This is a genomic window from Stenotrophomonas sp. BIGb0135, assembly GCF_024810105.1.
GTDB lineage: Bacteria > Pseudomonadota > Gammaproteobacteria > Xanthomonadales > Xanthomonadaceae > Stenotrophomonas > Stenotrophomonas maltophilia_AB.
Genome location: NZ_JANUDX010000003.1, coordinates 109,262 through 134,611, shown reverse-complemented (window position 1 = coordinate 134,611; position 25,350 = coordinate 109,262). Strand labels below are relative to the sequence as shown.

The following is a 25,350-nucleotide window of genomic DNA, read 5'->3' as shown; positions in this document are numbered from 1 at the left end:
CGCCCCGGGAAACCGGGGCGTTTTTGATGGTGCGGCGTTGATGCGCGGTTGCCACGCATGGCGCGGTGTTACCGCAGGGTAGCCAGGGGCTGGCCGAGTTGCACGGCATGCTCGGCATCCAGGTGCGGGGCGAACTCGGCCACGCCCGGCGGCAGCAGCACGATGACGGTGGAGCCGTAGTTGAAGCGCGCCATCTCCGCGAACCGTTCCAGGGTGATGCCCTTGTTGCGGTAATCCTTGCGGGTGATGGTGTCGCCGTAGGCAGGAATTTCTTCGCCGCCCCAGACGGTTTCCACGCCGGAGACCAGCAGCGCGCCGACCATCACCGAGACCATCGGGCCGAAGTCGGTATCGAAGTGGCAGACCAGGCGCTCGTTGCGGGCGAACAGGCCCGGCACGGTGTTGACCGCCGCCGGCCCGACGCTGAACAGACGCCCGGGCACGTGCACGGTTTCGCGCAGGGTGCCGGTCCACGGCATGTGCACGCGGTGATAGTCCTTGGGCGAGAGGTAGACGGTGGCGAACAGGCCGTGGCGGAACACCTCGGCATCGGCGGCATCGCCGAGCAGTTCGGCGGCGGTGAAAGACTGGCCCTTGGCCTGGAAGATGCGGCCGTCCTCGATCGCGCCAAGCTGGCTGATGCGGCCGTCGGCGGGCATCACCAGGGTGCGCGGATCGGGCGCGGGCACGCGTGCGCCGGGCTTGAGGGCGCGGGTGAAGAACTGGTTGAAGGTGGCGTAGCTACGCGGGTCGGGGTTGGCGGCCTCGGCGAGGTTGACGCCGAACTTCTCGGTGACGGTATCGATCAGCCAGCGCGAGATCCGCGGGTTGCTGGAATACGCCAGGCGCCGCGCCATCGAGGACAGCAGGCGGTGGGGCAGGACGTAGCTCAGCGTGGTGGTCAGGCTCATGGTGCGGTTTTCTCGGTCAGCGTCTGCAGGTCGCGGGCAATGGCCTGCGCATTGAAGGGGGGGCGGATCAGGCCGGCGAGTTTGCCGTCCGGGTCCAGCACGGCCAGGCTGGCCGAGTGTTCGAGGGTGTAATCCTCGGGATTCTCGTCGAAGTGCTTGCCGGGCACCTTCTGGAAGACGAAGCCGAGCGAGGTGGCAAAGCGTTCCAGCGAGGGGACGTCGCCGGTGGCGGCGAGGGTGTCCTTGTGGAAGGCGTGGACATATTCGCCCAGGCGGGTGGGGGTGTCGCGCTCGGGATCGACGGAGATGAAGACCAGGCGCGGACGCAGGGTGTCCGGCTGGGCTTCCCACTGCTTCTGGGCCTGGGCGAGGTCGGCCAGGGTGGTCGGGCAGACGTCGGGGCAGAAGGTGAAGCCGAGGAAGACCAGGGTCCAATGGCCCTTGAGCTCGCCGGGGATGAGGCGGGTGCCGTCGGACTGGCCCAGGTTGAAGTCGGGCAGCGGACGCGGCTGGGGGTAGAAGGTGATCGATTCGGTGGCGGGGCGATCGCTGGCCGGGGAGGGCGCGAACACTTTCTGCGCGGCGACCAGCCCCAGGCCGGCGGCCAGGGCGATGAGCAAAATGATGCCTGCGTTGCGGTTGAACATGGAAAGCCCGTTCCCGGAAGGGGCCACCATGATAGGGGGGGAGGCGGCGCTGGTGGGTTTTTTGGGGTTCTTCCACGCAGGAGGCAGCCGCACCGTCAAAGGCCCTGGTGGGCTGAAAACGGGGAGGGCACCGGAATGGTGGGCTTCCCGGACGCGCCGTGAACCCATCCGCACCGCCCCAGCCCGCGAACAACGCGGTACCCGCCACGGACGTTGCGCTTGACCCTGCTGCAGGCCGCCAGCCCCCAACCCAACCACTTTCCACTGCAACGGATGCCGGGGGGCATGGGGTCGCCTATAATCGGGGGCCACTTTGTCTGTTGCCTTGCCATGACTGCCGAAACGGCCGCCGAACTCCATACGATCATCGACCTGATCCGCTACGGCACCAGCCGTTTCAATGCCGCCGGGCTCACCTTCGGGCACAGCTACGACAATGCCCTGGACGAAGCCACCCAGCTCGTCCTGCACAGCCTGCACCTCCCGCACGACCTCGGCCCGGCCTATGGTGCCGCCCGTGTCACCTCCGCGGAGAAGGCCGAGGTCCTGGCCCTGTTCGAACGCCGCATCAGCGAACGCCTCCCGGCTGCCTACCTCACCGGTGAAGCCTGGTTCGCCGGCCTGAGCTTCAAAAGCGACCGCCGCGCCCTCGTGCCGCGCTCGCCCATCGCCGAACTCATCGAAACCGGCTTTGAGCCGTGGCTGGCCGGCCGCGACGTCCATCGCGCCCTGGACCTGTGCACCGGCTCGGGCTGCATCGCCATCGCCATCGGCCACTACTACCCCAATTGGGAAGTGGACGGCGTCGACCTCAGCGACGACGCCCTCGCGCTGGCGCACGAGAACAAGGAACGCCTGCAGGCGCACAACGTCACCCTGCTCAAGTCCGACCTGTTCAACGGTCTCACCGGCCGCCACTACGACCTCATCGTCACCAACCCGCCCTACGTCACCAACGACGAAACCGATGCCCTGCCGCAGGAGTACTCCTACGAGCCGGACATGGGCCTGCGCGCCGGCCCCGATGGCCTGGACCTGGTCCTCAAGATCCTGCGCGACGCCCCGCTGCACCTCAGCGAGGATGGCCTGCTCATCTGCGAAGTGGGCGAGTCCGAACAGCACCTCATCAAGCTGCTGCCGGAAGTCGACTTTGCCTGGGTCGAGTTCAAGGTCGGCCAGATGGGCATTTTTGCCGTCGAATGCCGTGAACTGATCGCCCACAGCGCCCGCATCACCGAACTGGCAGCGCAGCGGCCGTGAGTTCCAACAGCTTCGGCAGACTGCTGACCGTCACCACCTTCGGCGAATCGCACGGTCCGGCGATCGGCTGCGTGATCGATGGCTGCCCGCCCGGGCTGGAGATCAGTGCCGACGAGTTCGCCCACGACCTGCAGCGTCGCGCCACCGGCAAGAGCCGGCATACCTCGGCGCGGCGCGAGGCCGATGACATCGAGATCCTGTCCGGCGTGTACGAAGGCCGCACCACCGGCACCCCGATCGCGCTGCTGATCCGCAACACCGACCAGCGCAGCAAGGACTACACAAACATCGCCCAGCAGTTCCGCCCGGGCCACGCCGATTACAGCTACTGGCAGAAGTACGGCATCCGCGACCCGCGCGGTGGCGGACGCTCGTCCGCGCGCGAAACCACCATGCGCGTGGCCGCCGGCGTCGTCGCCAAGAAGTGGCTGCGGCAGCGCTTCGGCGTGACCGTGCGCGGCTACCTTTCGCAGCTGGGCGAGATCACCCCGACCGGGCATGACTGGTCGGCGGTGGAAGACAACCCGTTCTTCTGGCCGGTCGCCGACCAGGTGCCGGCGCTGGAGAGCTACATGGATGCGCTGCGCAAGTCCGGTGATTCGGTCGGCGCGCGGGTCAACGTGGTCGCCGATGGCGTGCCGCCCGGCTGGGGCGAGCCGATCTACGGCAAGCTCGACGGCGAACTGGCCGCCGCGCTGATGAGCATCAACGCGGTCAAGGGCGTGGAGATCGGCGACGGCTTTGCCAGCGCCGCCCAGCTTGGCACCGAGCACCGCGACCTGATCACCCCGCAGGGCTTTGCCAGCAACCACGCCGGCGGCATCCTCGGCGGCATCTCCACCGGCCAGCAGGTCACCGCCTCGATCGTGCTCAAGCCCACCTCCAGCCTGCGCTTGCCCGGTGCCACGGTGGATGCGGCCGGCAACGCGGTCGATGTCATCACCACCGGCCGCCACGATCCCTGCGTCGGCATCCGCGCCACCCCGATCGCCGAGGCGATGATGGCCCTGGTGCTGATGGACCAGGCACTGCGCCACCGCGCCCAGTGTGGCGATGTCGGCGAGATCACCCCGCGCATCCCGGGCACGATCGATGGCTGATCGGCGCCCCCGGGTCTGGGTCAGCCAGCCGCTGTTCGATGATGTCATCGAGCAGCTCGGGCAGCATTTCGACCTGGACATGACCAGCGACGTCACCCGCTACACGCCGCAGCAGCTGGCCGAACGGCTGGCCGGCGTGGACGGGGCGCTGATCACCCTCAACGAACGCATCGGCGCGGCCGAGATCGGCAACGCGCCGCAGCTGCGCGCGATCGCCAACGTCGGGGTGGGCTACAACAACCTGGACGTCGACGCGCTCAGCGCCGCCGGCATCCTGGCCAGCAACACCCCGGACGTACTCACCGAGACCACCGCCGACCTCGGCTTCGCGCTGCTGATGGCCACCGCGCGCCGCATCACCGAGTCCGAGCGCTGGCTGCGCGACGGCCAGTGGGGCCAGTGGTCGTTCCAGACCATGCTCGGCGCGGACATCCACGGCAGCACGCTGGGCATCCTCGGCATGGGCCGGATCGGGCAGGGCATCGCCCGCCGCGGTGCGCTCGGCTTCGGCATGCGCGTGCTGTACCACAACCGTTCGCGGCTGCCCGAGGCCACCGAGGCCGAGGTCGGCGCGCAGTACGTGGACCTGGACACGCTGCTCGGGCAGGTCGATCACCTGGTGCTGGTGCTGCCCTACAACGCCTCCTCGCACCACATCATCGATGCCGCCGCACTGGCGAAGATGAAGCCCACCGCCACCCTGGTGAACATCGCCCGCGGTGGCATCGTCGACGAGCTCGCACTGGCCGACGCCCTGGCCAACGGCCGGCTCGCCGCGGCCGGGCTGGACGTGTTCGAAGGCGAGCCGACGGTACGCCCGGAACTGCTCGCCCTGCACAACATCGTGCTGACCCCGCACATCGGCAGCGCCAGCCAGGCCACGCGCCGGGCGATGGTGCAGCTGGCCGTGGACAACCTGACCGCCGCACTCGGGCAGGGCCCGAACGCCGGCCACCCGCCGAGCGCGATCAACGCTGATGCTGTCGCTGCCGTGAAAACCGGCGGCGCGACCGTGGGCGGCAAGAAAATCGACGACGCAAAACGATAGGGAACCGCGCCGGCCAACAGGCGAGGTTCCCGAACCGGTAGGTACCGACCGTGGGTCGGTACACATCTCCAAGGCACGGCAGGTACCGATCGTTGGTCGGCACGCACATTCAACATTCCGGCAGGTACCGACCGTTGGTCGGTGCCCATCCCCCAAACAAGGCAGGTACCGACCGACGGTCGGTACACCCAACACGAGGTTCCCCCATGAACAATCCAGATCGTCGTTTCCACGTCGCCGTCGTCGGTGCCACCGGTGCCGTCGGCGAAACCATGCTGGCCATCCTGGCCGAGCGCAACTTCCCGATCGCCACGCTGAGCCTGCTGGCGTCTTCGCGTTCGGCCGGTGGCGAGATTGACTTCCAGGGCAGCAAGATCAAGGTCCAGGACCTGAGCACCTTCGATCCGAACGGCGTGGACATCGCGCTGTTCTCCGCCGGTGGCAGCGTCTCCAAGGAGTACGGCCCGACGTTCGCCGCCGCCGGTGCGGTGGTGATCGACAACTCCTCGGCGTTCCGTTACGACGATGACGTGCCGCTGGTGGTCTCCGAAGTCAACCCGGAGGCGCTGAAGCTCCGCCCGCGTGGCATCATCGCCAACCCGAACTGCTCGACCATGCAGATGCTGGTCGCGCTGGCCCCGCTGCACCGCAAGTACCACATCGAGCGCATCAACGTGGCCACCTACCAGTCGGTGTCCGGCGGCGGGCGTTCGGCGCTGGAGGAACTGGGCAAGCAGACCGGCCAGCTGCTCAGCTTCCAGGAAATCGACCCGCAGCGCTTCCCGGTGCAGATCGCCTTCAACCTGATCCCGCACATCGACGACTTCCAGGACAACGGCTTCACCAAGGAAGAAATGAAGCTGGTCTGGGAAACCCGCAAGATCCTCGGCGACGACAGCATCCTGGTGAACCCCACCGCGGTGCGCGTGCCGGTGTTCTACGGCCACTCCGAGGCGGTCACCATCGAAACCCGCGAGAAGGTCACCCCGGACGCGGCGCGCGAGCTGCTCTCGCGCTCGCCCGGCGTGGAAGTGGTGGACCGGCACGAAGCCGGGGGCTACCCGACCCCGGTCACCCACGCCTCGGGCACCGATGCGGTGTATGTCGGCCGCATCCGCGAGGATCTCTCGCACCCGCGTGGCCTGAACCTGTGGATCGTCTCGGACAACATCCGCAAGGGCGCCGCGCTCAATGCGGTGCAGTTGGCCGAACTGGTCGCCGCCGAAGGCTGATCCCGTGCCGCCGGTGGCATGGGGATGCCATCGGCGGCTGCACTACAAAACATCGCCGATCACGGGGGGAGCCGTTATATTGGCCGCCATGAAGAACCGGGCTCCGGGCGCACTGCGCCCGCTCAAGTATGTCTCCACGCTGGTGCTGGCCCTCGCCAGCAGCTCCGCCATGGCCCTGGGCCTGGGCGATATCCGCGTGCTGTCCAAGCCCGGCCAGCCATTGCTGGCCGAAATTCCGGTCATTTCGGCCGACCCGGCCGAGCTGCAGAACCTGCGCGTCGCCCTCGCGTCGCCGGTGACGTTCGCCCGGGTGGGGCTGGAACGCCCGGTCGGGCTGGTCAGCGAGCTGCAGTTCGAGCTCACCCGCAACGCGCAGGGCAGGGCGGTGGTCCGGGTCAGCACCCAGGCCCCGGTGACGACCCCCTCGCTCAATTTCCTGATCGAAGCCGATTGGGGCCAGGGCCGCCTGGTCCGTGAGTACTCGGCCCTGGTCGATGCGCCCAACAGCGCGCTGGCCGTGGCCGAACCGGAAATCGTCGCCCCCGCCGGCGCGATGTCCAACGCGATCGTGCGTGACCCGGAACCGGTGCCGGCAGCTGCAGCGGCGGCGGCAAGGCCCACCCCGCCAGCCCAGGACACCCCGTCGCGCACCACCCCGGTGCCGCCGCGCAACGCCAGCCCACGTGCCGCCGCACCCGCACCGGCGCCGCCCGCGGCGCGCCTGGCCGCCGATGGCAGCATCACCGTCCAGCGCGGGCAGACCCTGTCGCAGATCGCCGGTGCGATGGCGCGCGAGCAGGGCATCAACCGCAACCAGGCGATGATCGCGCTGTTGCGGGCCAATCCCGAGGCCTTCATCCGTGGCAACGTCAACCTGCTCAAGCAGGGCGCGGTGCTGCGTGGTCCCGCTGGCGACAATGCCACGCCGATCGATGCCAACGAAGCGGCCGCGATCGTGCGCGAGCATGCCGCGCAGTGGCGCCAGTCGCGTGCAGCCATCCCGCAACCGGCCAGCAGCGGCGTCGCCGCCACCCCGGGCCCGGCCACCGCGCCGGCCGCGGCCAGCGGTGCACGCCTGGAGATCGCCCCGGCGGTCGCGGCCACCGACAACAACGCAGGGACAACCACCGGCACCGCCGCCGGCAGTGAGGGTGACATGCTGGGCAACGACCAACTTCGCCAGGCCAAGGAAGACGTGGCCACGCGCGATGCCGAGATCCAGGAACTGCGCGGCCGCGTGGCCGAGCTGGAAAAACTGCAGAAGCAGCAGGACTCCCTGATCGCGATGAAAGACAGTGACCTGGCCGCCGCGCAGCAGCGCCTGGGCCAGGCCCCGGCCGCGCGCGAGGGTGGGGGCGCGGGCTGGTACTGGCTGGGCCTGGGCATCCTGCTGCTGGTCGTCGCCGGCTGGGCCGTGGCACGCCGGCGCAAGCCCTCGCCGCTGCCGCCGCTGCGTCGCGATGGCCTTGACGCCGCCGCGCTGGCCGCTGCCGTGCCTGCCGCCGACTACGTGGACGAACTGGCCGCCCAGCAGGACGCACCGGCGGCGGACGCGCTGGACAGCGAGGACTACGCCACGCCGCCGGACTACGTGCTCGATGGCCAGCGTCGCGAGCCGGTGTTCAGCCTGGAACCGGAGCCCGGCCATCGCGCACCGCACGTGGCCCCGGCGGACGACGTGGTCGCCGATGCGGTACCCGTACCGGCCGTGGCCGACATCGACGCTGACACCGACGCCTTCGTCGCGCCGCCGGCGCATGCGCTGGCGGCCGCCGCGCAACCGTCCTTCCGCGGCGTGTTCGAATTCCCCGACGACAGCGCCGCCGCCCACGCCGATCCCGAGGCCGTGGCCGACGAACCGGTGAACGAGACTCCCGCGCACGGCGATGACAGCGGCGCTGCCGACGCGCATGCCATTCCGACCGCCGGCCGTGATCGACTGGAACTGGCGATCGCCTACCTGGACCTGGGCGATGCCGATACCGCCCGCATCCTGCTGCAGGAAGTGGCCCAGGCCGCCGATCCGCACAGCCAGGCGCAGGCGCGCGAACTGCTGGCGCGGCTGGGATGAGCGCGGCGCCTGCACACCCCGGGCGGGAGCGGCGGCTGGATTACGTGGAGTTCGCCTCCACCGACCCGGCCGCCAGCCGCGCGTTCTTCAGCGCGGTGTTCGGCTGGTCCTTCGTCGATTACGGCCCGGACTACACGGCCTTCGATGATGGCCGCCTGCAGGGCGGGTTCTTCCGCGGCACCCCGTGCACCGCCAGCGCCGGCGCCGGCCTGCTGGTGATCTATGCCGATGACCTGGCGCCGATGGCCGAGGCGGTTGCCGCCCACGGTGGCCGGGTGGTCAAACCGGTGTTCTCCTTTCCTGGCGGCAGCCGCTTCCAGTTCGTCGAGCCCGGTGGCAACGAACTGGCGGTGTGGTCCGAACGCGACCCGGCCTGACCCCCTGGCCGGCCCTGGCCGGTTTCCCCCGACTTACAGAGGTTGACCATGCGCTACGCACTGGGCGTGGAATACGACGGCAGCGACTACAAGGGCTGGCAGCAACTGGGCGAAAGTGGCTGCCCCAGCGTGCAGGCCAGCCTGCAGGAGGCGCTGTCCTCGGTGGCCGATGCGCCCATCCACGTCACCTGCGCCGGGCGCACCGATGCCGGCGTGCACGGCCAATGCCAGGTGGTCCACTTCGACACCGAGGTGGTCCGCGATCCGCGCGGCTGGACCCTGGGGACCACCACCCGGTTGCCGCGGTCGATCGCAGTGCGCTGGTGCGCACCGGTGGCCGACGACTTCCATGCGCGGTTCTCGGCCCGGGCCCGGCGCTACCGCTACCGCCTGCTCAACCGCCAGGTGCGGCCCGCGCTGGAGCGCCAGACCCTGAGCTGGGAGCGGCGCCCGCTCGATGCGGGGCGGATGCACGCGGCGGCGCAGGCGCTGCTGGGCGAAAACGACTTCAGCGCCTTCCGCAGCATCCAGTGCGAAGCCCTGCATGCCCGTCGCGAGCTGCAGGCCATCAGCGTGCGCCGCGACGGTGAGGTGGTGGAGGTCTGCGTTCAGGCCAATGCATTCCTTCATCACATGGTGCGCAATATCGTCGGTTCACTGATCCTGGTTGGATCCGGGGACAAACCGGTGTCGTGGATGGCCGAGCTGCTGGCCGGCCAGGACCGCACCGTGGCCGGACCGACCGCACCGCCACAGGGATTGGTGTTCGTTGGACCCTTGTACCCCGACAACTGGCACCTGCCCGCCGAGGTCACTTTATGAGCCGCTCTTTCTATCGCACCCGAATCAAGTTCTGCGGCATGACCCGCGCCGGCGACGTACGCCTGGCGGGGGAACTGGGGGTGGACGCGGTGGGCTTCATCTTCGCCCGCGAGAGCAAGCGCCGGGTCGCGCCGGCCGAGGCGCGTGCGATGCGCCAGGCGATCGCACCGATGGTCGACGTGGTGGCGCTGTTCCGCGACAACAGCAAGGAAGAAGTGCGCGAGGTGCTGCGCACCGTGCGGCCGACCCTGCTGCAGTTCCACGGCGACGAGGACGAGGCGTTCTGCCGCAGCTTCAACATGCCGTACCTGAAGGCCGTGGCGATGGGCGGGCGTGACGACGTCAATGCCCGCCAACTGCAGCTGCGCTTCCCCAGCGCGGCCGGCTTCCTGTTCGACAGCCACGCCCCGGGCGGCGGTGGCGGCACCGGCGTGGCGTTCGACTGGACCCGCCTGCCGACCGGGCTGCACCGGCCGTTCCTGCTCGCCGGTGGGATTACCCCGGACAATGTGTTCGACGCGATCGTGGCCACGTTGCCTTGGGGCGTGGACGTGTCCAGCGGGATCGAGTCCGAGCCGGGCATCAAGGACGGCTACAAGATGCGCAAGTTCGTCGAAGAAGTGCGCCGCGCCGACTGCCACGAGGCCGATTGATCGACGGCGGCCCCCGCAGGGGGCCGGGCCGACCATTGCCGACACCCTCGATGCCCGCCTCGCCTGGCGCGGCAGCGCCGCTATGGGCGTAGCCGCAAATTTCACGTAGCATCGACAGGACATGGCGCGGCCGGCACGGCGCGTAGTCGGGGCACGCCGGAGCGCGTGCCCACAGGAGGCAGCCGGGGGAAAGGTCGGCCGCCATCGCAGGGAAGACACGGAATGAACGAGTTCCTCAACGTCGCGTTGACGTTTCCCACGCTGCCTTACAGCGTCGTGCTGGCGTTTGCCGTGCTGTACTGGATGCTGGCCGCCTGCGGCGTGGTCGATGACGGCATGGCCCACGACGGCATGGACCTGCATCTGGGCGATGACGGTCTGCACGGCATTTCCGGCATGTTCTCGCGGCTCGGCCTGGGCGGCGCACCGGTGATGCTGGTGATCGCGCTGCTGGCCTTCTTCGGCTGGACCGCCACCTATTTCGTGCATCTGTTCCTGCTGCAGTCATTGCCGACGCCGGTGCGGTGGCTGGCCGGCAGCGTCACCGCCGTACTCGCGCTGATTCCCGCCGTGCCGCTGAGCGTGATCGTGCTGCGCCCGATCCGGCGGCTGTTGTTGCGCCTGCGCCCGGTCGAGCAGGCCTCGCTGTTGGGCCGGGTGGGCGTGGTCGCCTCGCCCCAGGTCAGCGCCAGCAGCGGCTACGCCACCGTCGATGACGGCGGCGCCGGGCTGATCCTGCAGGTGCGCACGCGCGAAGGCGTGATCCTGACGCGCGGCGAGCGCGTGGTCCTGCTGGACTACGTGGCCGAACACAACCATTACCTGGTGGCGCGTGAAACCGACCACCCCGCGCTTTCCATCCAAGACAGCCTGATTCCGGGCGATAAGGAGATCCATCGATGAGTTTTGCGACCTTGGCCCCGTTCGTGATCGGGGTAGGCATCCTGCTGGTCCTTCTGCTCGGCCTCGCTGGCCTGTTCAAGGCCTTCTACCGCAAGGTGGACCAGGGCGTGGCCCTGATCGTCAACGACATGAGCTCCCAGCCGAAGGTGCACTTCACCGGCGCGTTGATCATCCCGGTGCTGTACCGCGCCGAGCTGATGCGGATCAGCCTGATCACCCTGCAGATCGACCGCCGCGGCAAGGAAGGCCTGATCTGCCGCGACAACATGCGTGCCGACATCGCCGTGGCCTTCTACCTGCGCGTCAATGAAACCCAGGCCGACGTGCTGCGCGTGGCCAAGGCGATCGGCGCCGATCGCGCCTCGGACAAGCATGCGGTGGATGAGCTGTTCAACGCCAAGTTCTCCGAAGCGCTGAAGACGGTCGGCAAGAAGTTCGAGTTCACCGAACTGTTCGAGAAGCGCCAGGAATTCCGCGACGAGATCATCGCGGTGATCGGCAACGACCTCAACGGCTACGCGCTGGAAGACGTGGCCATCGATTACCTGGAGCAGACCCCCAAGCTGCTGCTGGACCAGAACAACATCCTCGACGCGCAGGGCATCCGCAAGATCACCGAGCTCACCGCCACCCACAACGTGGTGACCAACGAGCTGGAGCAGAACGAAAAGCTGGCCATCACCAAGAAGAACGTCGAAGCGCGCGAAGCGCTGCTGGCCCTCGAACGCCAGCAGGCCGAAGCCGAAGCCCGCCAGAAGCGCGAGATCGACACCATCCGCGCGCGCGAGGAGGCCGAGACCGCCAAGGTCCAGGAAGAACAGCGCCAGCTCTCCGAGCAGGCCCGCATCGAAGCGCAGGAAGTGATCGAGATCCGCGAGCAGAACCGCATGCGCGAAGTCGAAGTGGCCGAGCAGAACCGCCAGCGTGCGGTGGCGATCGAAGCCGAGCGGGTCGAGCGTGCACGTCAGCTGGAGCAGGTCACCACCCAGCGCGAAGTGCAGCTGCAGGGCGTGGAGCGCGACAAGGTGGTCGAGTCCGGCAAGATGGACGTGGCCAACATCACCCGCGAGCGCATCGCCATCGACAAGACCGTGGCGCAGGAAGAAGAGCGCATCAAGGAAGTGCGTGAGGTCTCCGAGGCCGACCGCCAGAAGCAGGTGCTGATCCTCGAAGCCGAAGCCCGGGCGCAGGAACAGCTGGTGCGCCAGGTCAAGGAAGCGCAGGCCGGCGAGACCGCGGCCAAGCACCGCGCGGTGGAGATCACCACCCTGGCCCAGGCCGAGCACGAGGCGGCCGGCAAGCAGGCCGACGCCAAGCGCCTGCTCGCCGACGGCACCCGCGCCGAGCAGGCCGCGCCCGGCCTGGCCGAGGCGCAGGTGCGCGAAGCCTCCGCGCTGGCCATCGAGAAGGTCGGCATCGCCGAGGCCCGGGTGATCGAGGCCAAGGCCGACGCCAACCTCAAGCAGGGCACCAACGAAGCCCGCGTGCTGGCTGAAAACCTGCAGGCGCAGGCGCAGGGCGAAGAACAGATGGGCCGCGCCCGCGCCACCGCGACCGAGTCGGTCGGCGGCGCCGAGGCCGGCGTGGTGCAGAAGAAGCTGCTCGCCGAAGCCGAGGGCCTGGTGCGCAAGTTCGAGGCGATCGCCTCGCTCAGCGACACCGCGCGTGGCCACGAGGAGTTCCGCATGATGCTCGACAACAGCCTCAAGCAGGCCCTGGCCTCGATCGAAGCCGGCAAGGAAGTCTCGCGCGAGAACGCCGGGGTCATCGCCAGCGCGCTGCGCAATGCCGACATCGACCTGGTCGGTGGCGACGGCGGCATGTTCGAGAACCTCATCAAGGCGGTGTCGCTGGGCAAGTCGATCGAAGGCCTGGCCGACAAGAGCCCGATCGTGCAGGACCTGATGCAGCGCTACCTGGGCGTGAGCCCGCGCCAGGACGCCCAGCGCCAGATCAGCGAAGACACCACGGACACGGTGACCACCGTGACCGCCGCGGTGGTCGAAACCCGCTGAGACCCCCAACCGAGCGCCGCCCGCGTGGCGCGCTCGACCGTGGCGGTGGCCGTGTGGCCATCGCCACGCCTATCCCGGCCGGTTTGCCCGGCCGGTTGCAAGTGAGCCGGAAGGAAGCCGATGTCCGATACCGCCAACCGTCCCGTGCCGTCCGTGCCGGAAGCCACCGCCAGCGTCGACCAGGCGGTCGCCCAGGGCGGCGCCTATGAGGTCCTGCGCCGCCGCCTCGGCGAGCAGGGCAGCCGCCTGCGCACGGTCGCCGATGCCCTGAACCGGCAGCGCCTGGCCGAGTTCGGCGACAGCCGGCTGGAGGTCACCGGACGCTTCCGCATCCGCAGCGAAAACAACTGCGTCGGCCGCGATATCGTGCAGGTCGGCCCCGAGCTGCTGCTGTTCGGCTACAACGTCTTCATCGGCCTCAAGACCCAGACCCGGGTCGAGGACGTGTTCGGCCTGTACCGCCTGGTCCAGGCCAACGATGGCTACGACGTGGTGCCGGTCGACGCCAAGGGCAGCTTCCTGGCCCAGCCCGGCTTCGTGCATGACTTCGGCGAGTTGTATGCCTACTACAAGCACGCCCGGCTGCTGCAGCTGATCGTGATCGGCGACAAGCTGCTGGCGGCCTTCCAGATCGGCGAACGCAGCAGCGACGTGCGCGTGTTCCGCTGGGCACTGGCCAGCGATGGCGAGCTCACCTACCTGGACGCACGTGGCGAGCGCGACATCGCACTGCCGCCGCCGTTCGATTTCGAGTGGACTCGCGCCACCCGCGACATGGCCGTGACCGGTCGCCATGCCCACCTGAACATCCTCGACACCCTGTTCGTGGAGACCACCGGCGGCGACCTGACCATCAAGGTCGAAAACAACACCGAGAGCGGGCAGGGCGTGTACAGCGAACCGGTGGATGACAGCACCCAGTCGCTGGACGATGCCCAGTTCGATTTCGCCCGGGTCGGCTCGCTGATCCTGCTCAAGGTGCTGCCTTACCGCGAAACCGTCTGGCGCGGGCTGATCTACAACACCCTCACCGGCAACATCATCCGCAACGATGCGATCGTCCAGGCCTGCGTGCAGCTGCCCGAGGACCACGGCATCATCTTCCCCGGCGGGTATTACCTGCAGAGCGGCGAGCACAAGGCCTTCGATGCGGCCATGGACGGCATGCAGTTCAAGCGCGCCATCCGCTCGCCCAACGGCGAGGACGTGCTCTACATCTTCTACGAGCGCGAGGGCGGGCGCTCGGCGCTGTTCGTCTACAACACCATCCAGCGCGTGCTACAGAACCCGGTGTTCGGCCACGGCTACGCTTTCATGCATGACGGGCGCATGGTGCTGTTCCATGCCGAGGGCGACGAGCCGACGCGGATCCACGCTATGCAGGTCTGGCAGACCCCGTTCAGCAGCGACGAATTCGCGGCCAGCCGGCCCCCCGGCAACACCTTCATGGGCCGCATCGGCAATGCCGAGCTGGTCCGTGGCATTTCCAACCTGCTCGACCTGGCACGCACCATCGAAGGCGATGACGTCTCGGTGCAGCGGTACCAGCGCCTGGTGCAGGACACCCGCCGCCTGTTCGATGCCCACCATTGGCTGGACGATGCCGAGTGTGGCGGCGCGGTCAGCCTGCTGCGCGAGATCAGCGGCACCGGCGAGTCGGTGCTGGACGAGTACGAGAAGGTCCAGTCGATCCGCGCCCAGTCGGCGCAGGCGATGGCCCAGGCGCAGGCCACGCAGAAGACCCTGCTGGCCCGCCTGCAGCCGGAAAACTGGACCGAGGTGCAGTCCTTCGTCGAGGCGCTCAACGCGATCTCGACCCAGCGTGGCCACCTGCTCACTATCCGCGATTACCGCTACATCGACACCGACATGATCGATGCGATGACCGCCGCGTTGCAGGAGGCGCATCAGCGCATCGGCGCGGCGACCGGCGCGTTCCTGGCCGGCGATGCCGCCCTGGCCCCGCTGGGCGAACGCCTGCAGGCACTGGACGACGCCGCCCAGCAGGCCGGGAGCGCGCGCGTGCTCGACGAGCAGCTGGCCGGGCTGCGCGCGATGTCGGCCGACCTGGACATGCTCTCCGAACTGATGGCCGGGCTGAACGTCGACGATGCCACCGCACGCACCCGTGTGGTCGAGGCCATCTCGGCCATCTATGCGCGCCTCAACCAGACCCGTGCCCGCGCCGAACACCGTCGGCGCACGCTCGGCTCGGCCGAAGCGGTGGCCCAGTTCGCCGCGCAGTTCGCGCTGTTCTCGCAGGCCATCACCAGCGCGCTGGCGATGGCCACCGACCCCGAACGCGCCGACGAACAGATGTCACGGCTGCTGGTGCAGCTGGAGGAACTGGAGAGTCAGTTCGGCGAGCACGAGCAGTTCCTCGGCGACATCCTGGCCAAGCGCGAAGAACTGATCGATGCCTTCGAGGCACACAAGCAGGCGCTGCTGGATGAGCGCCAGCGCAAGGCGCGCTCGGTGCTGGACGCGGCCAATCGCATCCTGGACGGCCTGGCCAAGCGTACCGAGCGCTTCGCCAGTGCCGACGAACTCAACGCGTTCTTCGCCGGCGATCCGCTGATCCTCAAATTGCGTGAACTGGCCGAGCGCCTGCGCAGCCTGCGGGACAGCGTCAAGGCTGACGACATCGAGTCGCGCCTGAAGGGCGTGCGCGACCAGGCCGTGCGTGCGCTGCGCGACCGCAGTGACCTGTTCGAGGCCGGCGGCAATGTGGTGCGGCTGGGCCCGCGCCACCGCTTCAGCGTCAACACCCAGGCACTGGACCTGACCATCCTGCCGCGCGGTGACGAGCTGGCCATCCACCTCACCGGCACCGATTTCCTCGAAACCCTGCACGACCCCGAACTGGCCGCGCTCAAGCCGTACTGGCAGCTCAGCCTGGATTCGGAATCGGACGCGCTCTACCGTGGCGAGTACCTGGCCGGGAGCGTGCTGCGCGCCGCGATGGAGAACCGTGATGGCCTGGACCTGGCTACTCTGCAGCATGACGCGGCCGTGCCCGCGACGCTGGATCGGGTGGTGCGCGATTTCGCCGCCCCGCGCTATCGGGAAGGCTACGAGCGCGGCATCCACGACCACGACGCCAGCCTGATCCTGCGCGCGCTGCTGCCATTGCAGCAGGCCGCGGGTACCTTGCTGCACGCGCCGCGCGTGCGTGCGTTGGCCATGCTGTTCTGGGCCGCCCACCAGCGCCGCGAGGATGTCGTGCAGTGGCCGGCACGCCAGGCCGGTGCGGATGCGATCGCACGGCTGTTTGGTTCCGACGAAGGCCAGCTGGCCCTGCGCGCGGAGATGGCGTTGGCGCTGGCGACGTTCAACGAGGAGCACGGCCTGCCGTTCACCGCCGCCGACCATGTGGCCGCGGCGGCCTATCTGGCCGATGAGTTGTCGCGGGGCGAGCCGGTGTTCGCCAGCAGCCGCTACGCCGCCGCCCTGGTCGAGGCCCTGGGCCAGCAGCTGCAGGCGGCTGGCCAGCGTGACAGCCTGGAGCGCGCGCTGCAGCGCGAGCAGGACGGCCTGGCCGCGCGCTGGGCGCTGGCAGGGCAGTGGCTGCGCGGGCTGTGCCGGACCCCGGCGCTGGCCGACCACGCGGGCTACGTCGACGAGGCCGCCGCGCTGCTGCTGGTCCAGCGTGCGCTGCGCACCCGCGCCAGCGATACCGTCCTGCAGGTCACCGTGGAAGGCCTGCTCGGCGAACACCCGCGCCTGCAACAGGGCCGCCTGGTCCTGTCGCTGGATGACTTCCTGGCGCGCCTGCATCACCACGGCGGCGTCTTCGTGCCTGCCTTCCACGCCTACCAGGCGGTGCGCCAGCGCATCGTCGCGCGCGAGCGCGACAGCCTGCGCCTGTCCGAGTTCAAGGCGCGGCCGTTGTCCTCGTTCGTCCGCAACAAGCTCATCAACGACGTCTACCTCGGCGTGATCGGCGACAACCTGGCCAAGCAGATGGGCACGGTCGGGGAGAACAAGCGCAGCGACCTGATGGGCCTGCTGATGATGATTTCCCCGCCCGGCTACGGCAAAACCACGTTGATGGAGTACGTGGCGCACCGGCTGGGCCTGGTCTTCATGAAGATCAATGGTCCGGCGCTGGGCCACGAGGTGCGCTCGCTGGACCCCGCGCAGGCGCCGGATGCCACCTCGCGGCAGGAGCTGGAGAAGCTCAACCTGGCGTTGGAGATGGGCAACAACACCATGTTGTATGTCGATGACATCCAGCACACCCACCCGGAGTTCCTGCAGAAGTTCATCTCGCTGTGCGATGGCACCCGTCGCATCGAGGGCGTGTGGCGCGGGCGCACCCGCACCTACGACATGCGCGGCAAGAAGTTCTGCGTGGTGATGGCCGGCAACCCGTACACCGAGTCCGGCGAGGTCTTCAAGATTCCGGACATGCTGGCCAACCGCGCCGACATCTACAACCTCGGCGACGTGCTGGGCGGCATGGAAGATGCGTTCACCCTGAGCTACATCGAGAACAGCCTCACCTCCAATCCGGTCCTGGCGCCCCTGGCCACCCGCGACATGGCCGACCTGTACCTGCTGGTCGAACGCGCGATGGGCAAGGAGGTCTCCACCAACGCGCTCAGCCATGCCTACAGCGGCGCGGAGATCAACGAGATCGTGGCCACGCTGCAGCGCATGCTGCGCGTGCGCGACGTGGTCTACCGGGTCAACCAGCAGTACATCGCCAGTGCCGCGCAGGATGATCGCTACCGCACCGAGCCGCCGTTCCGGTTGCAGGGCAGCTACCGCAACATGAACAAGCTGTCGGAGAAGATCTCGCCGGTGATGAACGAGGCCGAGCTGCAGCAGCTGGTCTCCGACCATTACCAGGGCGAGGCGCAGCTGCTCACCACCGGGGCCGAGGAAAACCTGCTCAAGCTGGCCGAACTGCGTGGCCTGCTGCAGGGCGCCGAGCTGGAACGCTGGCAGCAGATCAAGCGCGACTTCCTGCGCAACAAGGCCATGGGCGCCGACGACAGCGACGTCGGCGGGCGCATGGTGGCGCAGCTGGCCGACATCGCCAGCGCGCTGCAGGTGCCGCCGCCGGCCGCGGCGGCCGAGCAGGAACCGGCGCCGTGGTCGGCGTTGCTGTCGGCGTTGGAGCGGCTGTCGGCGGCGCGTGACGAACCGGTCGTCGCGCCGCCCGCCAGCCCCGCGCCGGCGCTCGCCGAGCCGTTGGCCGATGGCCTGCAGGCGGGGCTGGCGCCGTTGCTGCAGTTGCTGGGGCAGTCCCACCAGCAGCAGGTGCGCACCGGCGAGACGCTGGCACTGCTGGCCGGCTGGGTGCGCCAGCAGATGGACGCCGAGCCCGCGGCGCGGCAGCGCGTGCGACCGCGGCGCGCGACCACGCCGGAGGAGCGGGCGCTGGATGAGGCGTTGATGCGGCATTTCTACGGCGAGTCGGCCCGTCCGCCGCGTCTGGATGATGTCGCCGGCGACGACGCCCACGCATGAACACCACGCTGCCCGCGCCGGTCGCCGTCGACACGCCGCAGGCGGCGACGCTCGCGTCGTATGGCGATCCGTTGCTGCGGGCGATTGCACGCCGGGCGGATGCGCAGGGCGCGCTGCACGACGGTGGCGCGGCGGGTCTGATCGATGCGCTGGCACGACTCGCACTGGCGTTGCAGGCGGCCGATCCGGCGTCGCTGCGCCGCCAGGCCGGCTGGTGGGGGCGCCTGCTCGGCCGCGACGTCGAGCGCCAGCGCGATGCCGACGCGTTGCAGCCGCAACTGGGCGTGCTGCTGCTGCAGGCCGAGGCGTGCGCGGCGCGGGTGCAGGCCGCCGCGGCGCAGCGGCAGGCAGCGGTCGCCACCAGCGAGCAGGCAGCCGCCGCGCTGCAGCAGTGGGTCGATGCCGGCAGCCAGGCGCTGCCCGGCTTGCCGGGCGGCGATGGCAGCGCGCTGCAGGGGGTGCTGGCCCAGCGCCTGGATCACCTGCGCCGCCTGGCCGCCCTGCAGCGCAGCGAAGCGGCCCAGTGGCAGCTGCTGCTGGCGCAGGACGAGGCGTTGCTGGCGCGCTTCCGCCGCATCGCCGACATCCTGTTGCCGGCCTGGAAACAGGCCACGCTGGCGCGGCACGTAAAGGACCAGGCCCAGCGGAGCCAGCGCGCCGCGCACCTACAGGCCGAGATCGCCGCCGAGGTTGCCTCGGCGCAGGCTAGACTGCGATGAAGACACTGCCCCTACCGGTGCGCCGCCGTCGGCCGCCCAACAGCATGGAGATCCACCGATGACCCAGGACCCGCAGGCCACTTCGACCCTGCCCGTGACCACGGCCGACGTGCTGGACGACGCGGCGCTGCAGGCACTTGGCCTTGGCCAGGACGACCTGCCGAAGATCGAGGAGATCGGGCGTGGGTTGGATGACATCCGGCCCGGCAACCTGCAGGTATTCGGCCGCGACGCCGCCGCCAAGACGGCGGCGTTCTCCAGCCAGCTGCTGGACCAGGTGCGCAACCGCGATCTTGACGCCAGTGGCGACAAGCTGGGCGAGGTGGTGCGCATCGCACGCTCGCTCAAACTCGACGGCCTAGCCGAGCGTTCGAAGGTACCGGTGATCGGCGGCTTGATCGACAAGCTGCGGGCATCCAAGGGCGAGCTGGTGCAGAAGTTCAGCGACACCAACCGCCAGATCGAACAGCTCATGGGGGACGTCGGCAGCCAGCAGGCCCTGATGGGCCAGCGCGTGGTCGAGTTCGACCGCATGCACGAGATCGTCCGCGAGGAGCGCCACGGCCTGGGCCTGCACATCGCCGCCGGCAAGCGCCGGCTCGCCGCGCTGCGTGGCGAACAGCTGGCCGGGCAGGGCCAGGATGATCCGCAGCAGCGCATCCGCCAAGGCGAGCTGGACAACGCGATCCGCCTGATCGACAAGCGCGTCGGCGACCTGGTGGTCATGCAGCACGCGGCCGACCAGTCGCTGCCCATGATCCGCCTGATCCAGGCCAACGCGATCCTGCTGGTCGAGAAATTCAACACCGTCCGCGACATCACCATTCCGTCGTGGAAGCGCCAGTTCGCCATCCAGTTGTCGTTGGGCGAGCAGAAGAACGCGGTCGCGCTGTCCAACGCCATCGACGACGCCACCAACGAGATGATGCGCCGCAATGCCGACCTGCTGCGCCAGACCACCGTGGAAACGGCCAAGGCCAACCAGCGTGCGGTGATCGACGTAGCCACCCTGCGCCACGTGCATGAGCAGCTGATCGCCACCGTCGAGGAAGTGCGCACCGTCCACCGCGAGGGCATGCAGCAGCGCCAGCAGGCCGAAGTCGAACTGGCACGTCTGCGCGACGACGTGCAGCAGCGCCTGGCCGCCCCGACCACGTAACCCCACGCCACGCAGCCATCGGATCCACCGGCAAGCGCGCCGCGCGCCGCGCGGCATCCACGCATGGCGTGGATCTACGGGATGCCGGATCGAGCGGCCAGATCCATCCCTCCACCAACCATCGTAGATCCACGCCATGCGTGGATGCTCTCCGTCCCGCCATCATGATCCGTGACCGAAAACGCGCCGCGCGTGGCGCGGCATCCACGCATGGCGTGGATCTACGGGACGCCGGATCGAGCGGCCCGGTCCATCCCACCACCGAGCACCGTAGATCCACGCCACGCGTGGATGCTCTCCGTCCCGCCACCATGAACCGTCACCGGAAACGCGCCGCGCCTTGCGCGGCATCCACGCATGGCGTGGATCTACGGGATGCCAGATCGCGCGGCCAGATCCATCCCTCCACCAACCATCGTAGTTCCACGCCATGCGTGGATGCTCTCCGTACCGCCACCATGAACCGTCACCGAAAACGCGCCGCGCCTTGCGCGGCATCCACGCATGGCGTGGATCTACGGGATGCCAGATCGCGCGGCCCGGAACATCCCACCACCGAGCCCCGTAGATCCACGCCATGCGTGGATGCTCTCCCACCCGACGCTGCATAGTTCGCCGACGCCTGAAGGAGCGGGGTGGCGATACAAGGCCGACAAGCCCGCACGCACCCTTTGCTTATGGCCAGTCCTCGCCTTCGCTACGGTCGTCAATCGCAACCCGGAAGCACGTATCTGTTGACGCTGGTCGTGGCCGGGCGCTGTCGCCTGTTCCTGGATCCCGGCAACGTGGCGCTGGTGGTGGAATCGCTTCGATACGCCGAACGCAACGGTTACAGCCGCAGCACCGCCTGGGTGGTGATGCCTGACCATGTCCATTGGTTGATGGAACTGCGGAGAGGCTCGCTGGCCAGTTGCATGGGCCTGTTGAAATCGCGCAGCGCCAGGCTGCTCAATCTGAGGTTGGGCAGGCAGGGGCAGCTCTGGCAGCATGGCTATCACGACCACGCCCTGCGTGATGACGAGTCGCTTGTCCACGCCGCCCGCTACGTCATGACCAATCCGATCCGCGCCGGCCTGAGCAGCGCGATCGGCGAGTACCCCCACGCCTGGAGTCGATGGCCGTAGATCCACGCCATGCGTGGATGCTCTCCGTCCCGCCACCATGCACCGTCACCGAAAACGCGCAGCGCGTCGCGCGGCATCCACGCATGGCGTGGATCTACGGGATGTCGAATCGCGCGGCCCGGAACATCCCGCCACCGACCATCGTAGATCCACGCCATGCGTGGATGCTCTCCGTTCCGCCACCATGAACCGTCACCGAAAACGCGCCGCGCGTCGCGCGGCATCCACGCATGGCGTGGATCTACGGGATGCCGGATCGCGCGGCCCGGAACATCCCGCCACCGACCATCATAGATCCACGCCACGCGTGGATGCTCTTCGTTCCGCCACCATGAACCGTGACCGAAAACGCGCCGCGCGTGGCGCGGCATCCACGCATGGCGTGGATCTACGGGATGTCGAATCGCGTGGCCCGGTCCATCCCACCACCGACCATCGTAGATCCACGCCACGCGTGGATGCTCTCCGTTCCGCCACCATGAACCGTCACCGGAAACGCGCCGCGCCTTGCGCGGCATCCACGCATGGCGTGGATCTACGGGATGTCGACTCGCGCGGCCCGGTCCATCCCACCACGGAGCATCGTAGATCCACGCCATGCGTGGATGCTCTCCGTACCGCCACCATGAAACGTCATCGAAAACGCGCCGCGCGGCATCCACGCATGGCGTGGATCTGCGCGATCACGGTTCGTTCGGCCCACGCCGGTGTGGATCCCCACGATCGTGGATCGTTCGGCCCATTCCAGCATCCACGCCATCGTGGATCCCCACGATCGCGGATCGTCCGGCCCATTCCAACATCCACGCCATCGTGGATCCCCACGCTCGCGCCTCCTCCGGCCTGAACCAATATTCCCCAGGGCGTGGACCCCAGATCCGGGATCGCCGGTTGTCCGCCCACGCCCAGACCCACGCGCAACTGCGAGGCCCGGTCAGGCGCGCGCCAGTTGCGCGGCCAGCCACCCGGCCAGCGCATCCACCCGTGGATCGCTCGCGCCCTCCGGCGTCGCCAGCACCCAGAATCCGCCGGTGGCGGCAAAGCCCCACGGGGCCAGCAGTCGCCCGGCGGCCAGTTCGTCGGCCACCAGCGGCTCCGGTGCGATCGCCACGCCCAGCCCGGCCACCGCCGCCTCCAGCAGGTAGTACAGGTGCTCGAAGCCGTTGCCGAGCTGCAACCGCGCCGGGTCCAGGCCGTGTGCCAGCGCCCAGGCCGGCCAGGCTTGGGGGCGCGAGGTGGTGTGCAGCAGTGGCTCGCCGAGCAGGGTCGACGGCGGGCGCTGGCGCAGCCGCGCCGCGGCCGGATGCTGCGGGCTCACCACCACGCCCACCCGCTCCGGCGCCAGTTCGCGCACCTGCCAGCCTGGCGGCCACGGCGGCTGGGCCAGCAGCAGCACCGCGTCCAGCGATTGCTGTGCCTCGGTGAAGCTGCCGTCCTGCGCGGACCAGTGCAGCGGCACCTGCGGCAGGTCGGCCTGCAGCACCTGCAGCCGCGGAATCATCCAGCGCGCCAGGATGCTGCCACTGCAGCCCAGCACCAGCGCGTCGGCGCGCTGGCGGCGTTGCAGGGCGGCGACCGCCTCACGGATCTGCCCGAACGCGCCGGCGCAGGCCTGCTGCAGGGCCTCGCCGGCCGCGGTCGGGCGCAGCCCGCGGCCATCGCGCTCGAACAGCGCCACGCCCAGATGCTCCTCCAGCACGCGCAGCTGGCGGCTGATCGCCCCGTGGGTCACGTGCAGGGACGCAGCCGCACGGCCCACCCCGCCCAGGCGGGCGGTCGCCTCGAAACTGCGCAGGGCGTTCAGGGGCGGCAGGGGTGGGGTGCTCATGTGAGTTTTCCTGACGGGTTGTCGCAGATAATATCGATATTGCTGTCATGACATGTGCGTTAAATTGTCAGCCTGTCTCAACCGGCTGTCGCGCCATGTCCGCATCCCCCATTACCGATTTCCACGCCTACCCCGACGCGAACGGCCATTTCGGCCGCTATGGCGGCAGTTTCGTGGCCGAAACCCTGATCGGGCCGCTGCAGGAGCTGGCCGCCGCGTACGACGCGGCCCGTCGCGATCCGGCGTTCATCGCCGCCTACGACAAGGACCTGACCCACTACGTGGGCCGGCCCAGCCCGATCTACCACGCAGAACGCCTCAGCAAGCAGGTCGGCGGCGCGCAGATCCTGCTCAAGCGCGAAGACCTCAACCACACCGGCGCGCACAAGATCAACAACACCATCGGCCAGGCCCTGCTGGCCGCGCGCATGGGCAAGAAGCGCATCATCGCCGAGACCGGCGCCGGCCAGCATGGCGTGGCCAGTGCCACCGTGGCCGCGCGACTGGGCCTGGAATGCGTGGTGTACATGGGTGCCACCGACATCGAGCGGCAGAAGATCAACGTCTACCGCATGAAGCTGCTCGGCGCGACCGTGGTGCCGGTGACCTCCGGTTCGGCCACGCTCAAGGACGCGCTCAACGAGGCGATGCGCGACTGGGTCACCAACGTGCGCGACACCTTCTACATCATCGGCACCGTCGCCGGCCCGGATCCGTACCCGCGCATGGTGCGCGACTTCAACGCGATCGTTGGCCGTGAAGCCCGCGCGCAGATGTTCACCGATTACGGCCGCCTGCCCGATGCGATCACCGCCTGCGTCGGCGGCGGCAGCAACGCGATCGGCCTATTCCATGCCTTCCTCAACGACCGCGACGTGCGCATCGTGGGCGCCGAGGCGGCCGGTGACGGTATCGAGACCGGCCGCCACGCCGCCTCCATCGCCGCCGGTCGACCGGGCGTGCTGCACGGCAACCGCACCTACGTGATCTGCGATGACGACGGCCAGATCATCGAGACCCATTCGGTGTCGGCCGGCCTGGATTACCCGGGCGTGGGTCCCGAGCACGCGTTCCTGGCCGATGCCGGCCGCGCCGAGTACGTCGGCATCACCGATGACGAAGCCCTGGCCGCATTCCACCAGCTGGCCCACAGCGAGGGCATCCTGGCCGCGCTGGAATCCAGCCATGCGGTGGCGCAGGCGATCAAGCTGGCGCGCGAGCTGCCCAGCGACAAGCTGGTGCTGTGCAACCTGTCCGGGCGTGGCGACAAGGACGTGCATACCATCGCCGCGCGCGAGGGCCTGATCCTGTGAATCCACTGCTGCGCCAGGGAAGTGCGCTGCTGATCGTGGTCGGCCTGAGTGGCTGCACCGCGCCGGATCCGCCGGTGCTCGCGGCCGCACCTTCGACACCGGCGGCGATCGCCCCGGCGCGGGTGCCGGCGAGCAACGACGATGACATCGCCAATCGTCCCATCCAGGACGATCCTGAGCCGGTACCGGCAAAGGAGGGCACCGATGAACCTGGCCCCGCCGTGGTCTCGGTCGCGCTGGATCATGCCGGTGACATGGTGGTCGGGCAGCGCTTCACCGCCGCCGACGCCGATGCGAACTGGCATTCGGCCGGCCTGAGCGAAGGGGGGCAGCTGGGCGGCTGCGAGTATTACGAGCGCGGCAGCCTGCCCGAGGGCATCTCGATGATGGTCGACGACGACCACGTGCAGCGCTTCGACCTGAGCCTGCTGGACGGTTCGGACGAAACCATCACCCAGGCCGGCCCGTTCGGACTGCGCCTGGGCATGTCGCGCGCCGAGGCGCTCAAGCGCCTGCCCAGGGGCAGCACCCACAAACCGCACGCGTACGATCCGGAAACGGGCGAGTACCTCACCTGGCAGGACCCCGGCTCGGATCTGGCGATCCGGCTGGAGATCTTCGAGGGCAAGGTGTCGATGTTGTACTGGGGCGCCAGTGGCGCCGTTGAATTGATTGAAGGATGTGCCTGAA

At 68.9% G+C, this 25,350-nt stretch carries 19 protein-coding genes; 16 read left to right on the top strand and 3 right to left on the bottom strand.

The genetic code is table 11. The features are described 5' to 3' along the window. Positions 1 to 68 precede the first annotated feature (68 nt). Together asd and M2421_RS08410 are read right to left on the bottom strand one after the other, a co-directional pair. A complete protein-coding gene (gene asd / locus M2421_RS08415) occupies positions 69 to 911 on the bottom strand; it encodes an archaetidylserine decarboxylase (protein ID WP_259205734.1) in 843 nt (280 codons plus the stop codon). Further along, a complete protein-coding gene (locus M2421_RS08410) occupies positions 908 to 1,558 on the bottom strand; it encodes an SCO family protein (protein ID WP_259205722.1) in 651 nt (216 codons plus the stop codon). The genes asd and M2421_RS08410 overlap by 4 nt, the downstream gene beginning before the upstream one ends. A gap of 330 nt (positions 1,559 to 1,888) precedes the next feature. Between M2421_RS08410 and prmB the strand changes: the two genes are divergently transcribed. From prmB to M2421_RS08340, 14 genes are all read left to right on the top strand, one after another. After that, positions 1,889 to 2,818, top strand: coding sequence for a 50S ribosomal protein L3 N(5)-glutamine methyltransferase (gene prmB, locus M2421_RS08405; protein ID WP_259205721.1), 930 nt, complete (start codon positions 1,889 to 1,891; stop codon positions 2,816 to 2,818). Further along, on the top strand, positions 2,815 to 3,918 hold the full coding sequence (aroC, locus tag M2421_RS08400; RefSeq protein ID WP_259205705.1) for a chorismate synthase: 1,104 nt from the start codon (positions 2,815 to 2,817) through the stop codon (positions 3,916 to 3,918). The genes prmB and aroC overlap by 4 nt, the downstream gene beginning before the upstream one ends. Further along, a complete protein-coding gene (locus M2421_RS08395; protein ID WP_259205694.1) occupies positions 3,911 to 4,966 on the top strand; it encodes a D-glycerate dehydrogenase in 1,056 nt (351 codons plus the stop codon). The genes aroC and M2421_RS08395 overlap by 8 nt, the downstream gene beginning before the upstream one ends. Before the next feature lie 206 nt (positions 4,967 to 5,172). Next, a complete protein-coding gene (locus tag M2421_RS08390; protein ID WP_259205690.1) occupies positions 5,173 to 6,198 on the top strand; it encodes an aspartate-semialdehyde dehydrogenase in 1,026 nt (341 codons plus the stop codon). Between the two features lie 88 nt (positions 6,199 to 6,286). Further along, complete coding sequence (locus M2421_RS08385) at positions 6,287 to 8,269, top strand: FimV/HubP family polar landmark protein (RefSeq protein ID WP_259205676.1); 1,983 nt, start codon at positions 6,287 to 6,289, stop codon at positions 8,267 to 8,269. Then, positions 8,266 to 8,646, top strand: coding sequence for a VOC family protein (locus M2421_RS08380; RefSeq protein WP_259205674.1), 381 nt, complete (start codon positions 8,266 to 8,268; stop codon positions 8,644 to 8,646). The genes M2421_RS08385 and M2421_RS08380 overlap by 4 nt, the downstream gene beginning before the upstream one ends. Before the next feature lie 48 nt (positions 8,647 to 8,694). Then, a complete protein-coding gene (gene truA / locus M2421_RS08375) occupies positions 8,695 to 9,468 on the top strand; it encodes a tRNA pseudouridine(38-40) synthase TruA (RefSeq protein WP_259205672.1) in 774 nt (257 codons plus the stop codon). Next, positions 9,465 to 10,121: a phosphoribosylanthranilate isomerase gene (locus tag M2421_RS08370; RefSeq protein WP_259205657.1), complete on the top strand. Its 657-nt coding sequence runs from the start codon at positions 9,465 to 9,467 to the stop codon at positions 10,119 to 10,121. The genes truA and M2421_RS08370 overlap by 4 nt, the downstream gene beginning before the upstream one ends. A 222-nt stretch (positions 10,122 to 10,343) precedes the next feature. Further along, complete coding sequence (locus M2421_RS08365) at positions 10,344 to 11,024, top strand: hypothetical protein (RefSeq protein ID WP_259205656.1); 681 nt, start codon at positions 10,344 to 10,346, stop codon at positions 11,022 to 11,024. After that, complete coding sequence (locus M2421_RS08360; RefSeq protein WP_259205654.1) at positions 11,021 to 13,039, top strand: hypothetical protein; 2,019 nt, start codon at positions 11,021 to 11,023, stop codon at positions 13,037 to 13,039. The genes M2421_RS08365 and M2421_RS08360 overlap by 4 nt, the downstream gene beginning before the upstream one ends. 120 nt (positions 13,040 to 13,159) lie before the next feature. Then, on the top strand, positions 13,160 to 18,517 hold the full coding sequence (locus M2421_RS08355; protein WP_259205651.1) for a DNA repair ATPase: 5,358 nt from the start codon (positions 13,160 to 13,162) through the stop codon (positions 18,515 to 18,517). After that, complete coding sequence (locus M2421_RS08350) at positions 18,514 to 19,236, top strand: hypothetical protein (RefSeq protein ID WP_259205639.1); 723 nt, start codon at positions 18,514 to 18,516, stop codon at positions 19,234 to 19,236. Before M2421_RS08355 ends, M2421_RS08350 begins: the two co-directional genes overlap by 4 nt. Before the next feature lie 58 nt (positions 19,237 to 19,294). Beyond that, positions 19,295 to 20,395, top strand: a complete 1,101-nt coding sequence (locus M2421_RS08345; protein WP_259205638.1) for a toxic anion resistance protein — start codon at positions 19,295 to 19,297, stop codon at positions 20,393 to 20,395. A gap of 734 nt (positions 20,396 to 21,129) precedes the next feature. After that, positions 21,130 to 21,519 (top strand): transposase, encoded by a 390-nt coding sequence (locus tag M2421_RS08340; RefSeq protein ID WP_310439604.1) that lies wholly within the window; start codon positions 21,130 to 21,132, stop codon positions 21,517 to 21,519. A 934-nt stretch (positions 21,520 to 22,453) separates the two neighbouring features. Here M2421_RS08340 and M2421_RS08335 read toward each other — a convergent pair. Continuing rightward, positions 22,454 to 23,347 (bottom strand): LysR family transcriptional regulator, encoded by an 894-nt coding sequence (locus M2421_RS08335; protein WP_259205631.1) that lies wholly within the window; start codon positions 23,345 to 23,347, stop codon positions 22,454 to 22,456. 95 nt (positions 23,348 to 23,442) lie between these two features. On the opposite strand from M2421_RS08335, the gene trpB reads away from it, so the two are divergent. Both trpB and M2421_RS08325 read left to right on the top strand, forming a co-directional pair. Beyond that, positions 23,443 to 24,660, top strand: coding sequence for a tryptophan synthase subunit beta (gene trpB / locus M2421_RS08330; protein ID WP_259205629.1), 1,218 nt, complete (start codon positions 23,443 to 23,445; stop codon positions 24,658 to 24,660). Continuing rightward, positions 24,657 to 25,349, top strand: a complete 693-nt coding sequence (locus M2421_RS08325; protein WP_259205623.1) for a hypothetical protein — start codon at positions 24,657 to 24,659, stop codon at positions 25,347 to 25,349. The genes trpB and M2421_RS08325 overlap by 4 nt, the downstream gene beginning before the upstream one ends. The last annotated feature ends 1 nt before the right edge of the window (position 25,350 follow it).

Excerpts from the sequence above, each read along its gene's own strand:
- M2421_RS08360 (WP_259205654.1), top strand. The coding sequence starts at position 11,021 with ATGAGTTTTGCGACCTTGGCCCCGTTCGTGATCGGGGTAGGCATCCTG.
- trpB (WP_259205629.1), top strand. The coding sequence starts at position 23,443 with ATGTCCGCATCCCCCATTACCGATTTCCACGCCTACCCCGACGCGAAC.
- asd (WP_259205734.1), bottom strand. The coding sequence starts at position 911 with ATGAGCCTGACCACCACGCTGAGCTACGTCCTGCCCCACCGCCTGCTG.
- M2421_RS08385 (WP_259205676.1), top strand. The coding sequence starts at position 6,287 with ATGAAGAACCGGGCTCCGGGCGCACTGCGCCCGCTCAAGTATGTCTCC.
- M2421_RS08395 (WP_259205694.1), top strand. The coding sequence starts at position 3,911 with ATGGCTGATCGGCGCCCCCGGGTCTGGGTCAGCCAGCCGCTGTTCGAT.
- M2421_RS08335 (WP_259205631.1), bottom strand. The coding sequence starts at position 23,347 with ATGAGCACCCCACCCCTGCCGCCCCTGAACGCCCTGCGCAGTTTCGAG.
- M2421_RS08390 (WP_259205690.1), top strand. The coding sequence starts at position 5,173 with ATGAACAATCCAGATCGTCGTTTCCACGTCGCCGTCGTCGGTGCCACC.
- M2421_RS08410 (WP_259205722.1), bottom strand. The coding sequence starts at position 1,558 with ATGTTCAACCGCAACGCAGGCATCATTTTGCTCATCGCCCTGGCCGCC.
- prmB (WP_259205721.1), top strand. The coding sequence starts at position 1,889 with ATGACTGCCGAAACGGCCGCCGAACTCCATACGATCATCGACCTGATC.
- M2421_RS08345 (WP_259205638.1), top strand. The coding sequence starts at position 19,295 with ATGACCCAGGACCCGCAGGCCACTTCGACCCTGCCCGTGACCACGGCC.
- truA (WP_259205672.1), top strand. The coding sequence starts at position 8,695 with ATGCGCTACGCACTGGGCGTGGAATACGACGGCAGCGACTACAAGGGC.
- M2421_RS08380 (WP_259205674.1), top strand. The coding sequence starts at position 8,266 with ATGAGCGCGGCGCCTGCACACCCCGGGCGGGAGCGGCGGCTGGATTAC.
- M2421_RS08370 (WP_259205657.1), top strand. The coding sequence starts at position 9,465 with ATGAGCCGCTCTTTCTATCGCACCCGAATCAAGTTCTGCGGCATGACC.
- M2421_RS08365 (WP_259205656.1), top strand. The coding sequence starts at position 10,344 with ATGAACGAGTTCCTCAACGTCGCGTTGACGTTTCCCACGCTGCCTTAC.
- M2421_RS08355 (WP_259205651.1), top strand. The coding sequence starts at position 13,160 with ATGTCCGATACCGCCAACCGTCCCGTGCCGTCCGTGCCGGAAGCCACC.
- M2421_RS08350 (WP_259205639.1), top strand. The coding sequence starts at position 18,514 with ATGAACACCACGCTGCCCGCGCCGGTCGCCGTCGACACGCCGCAGGCG.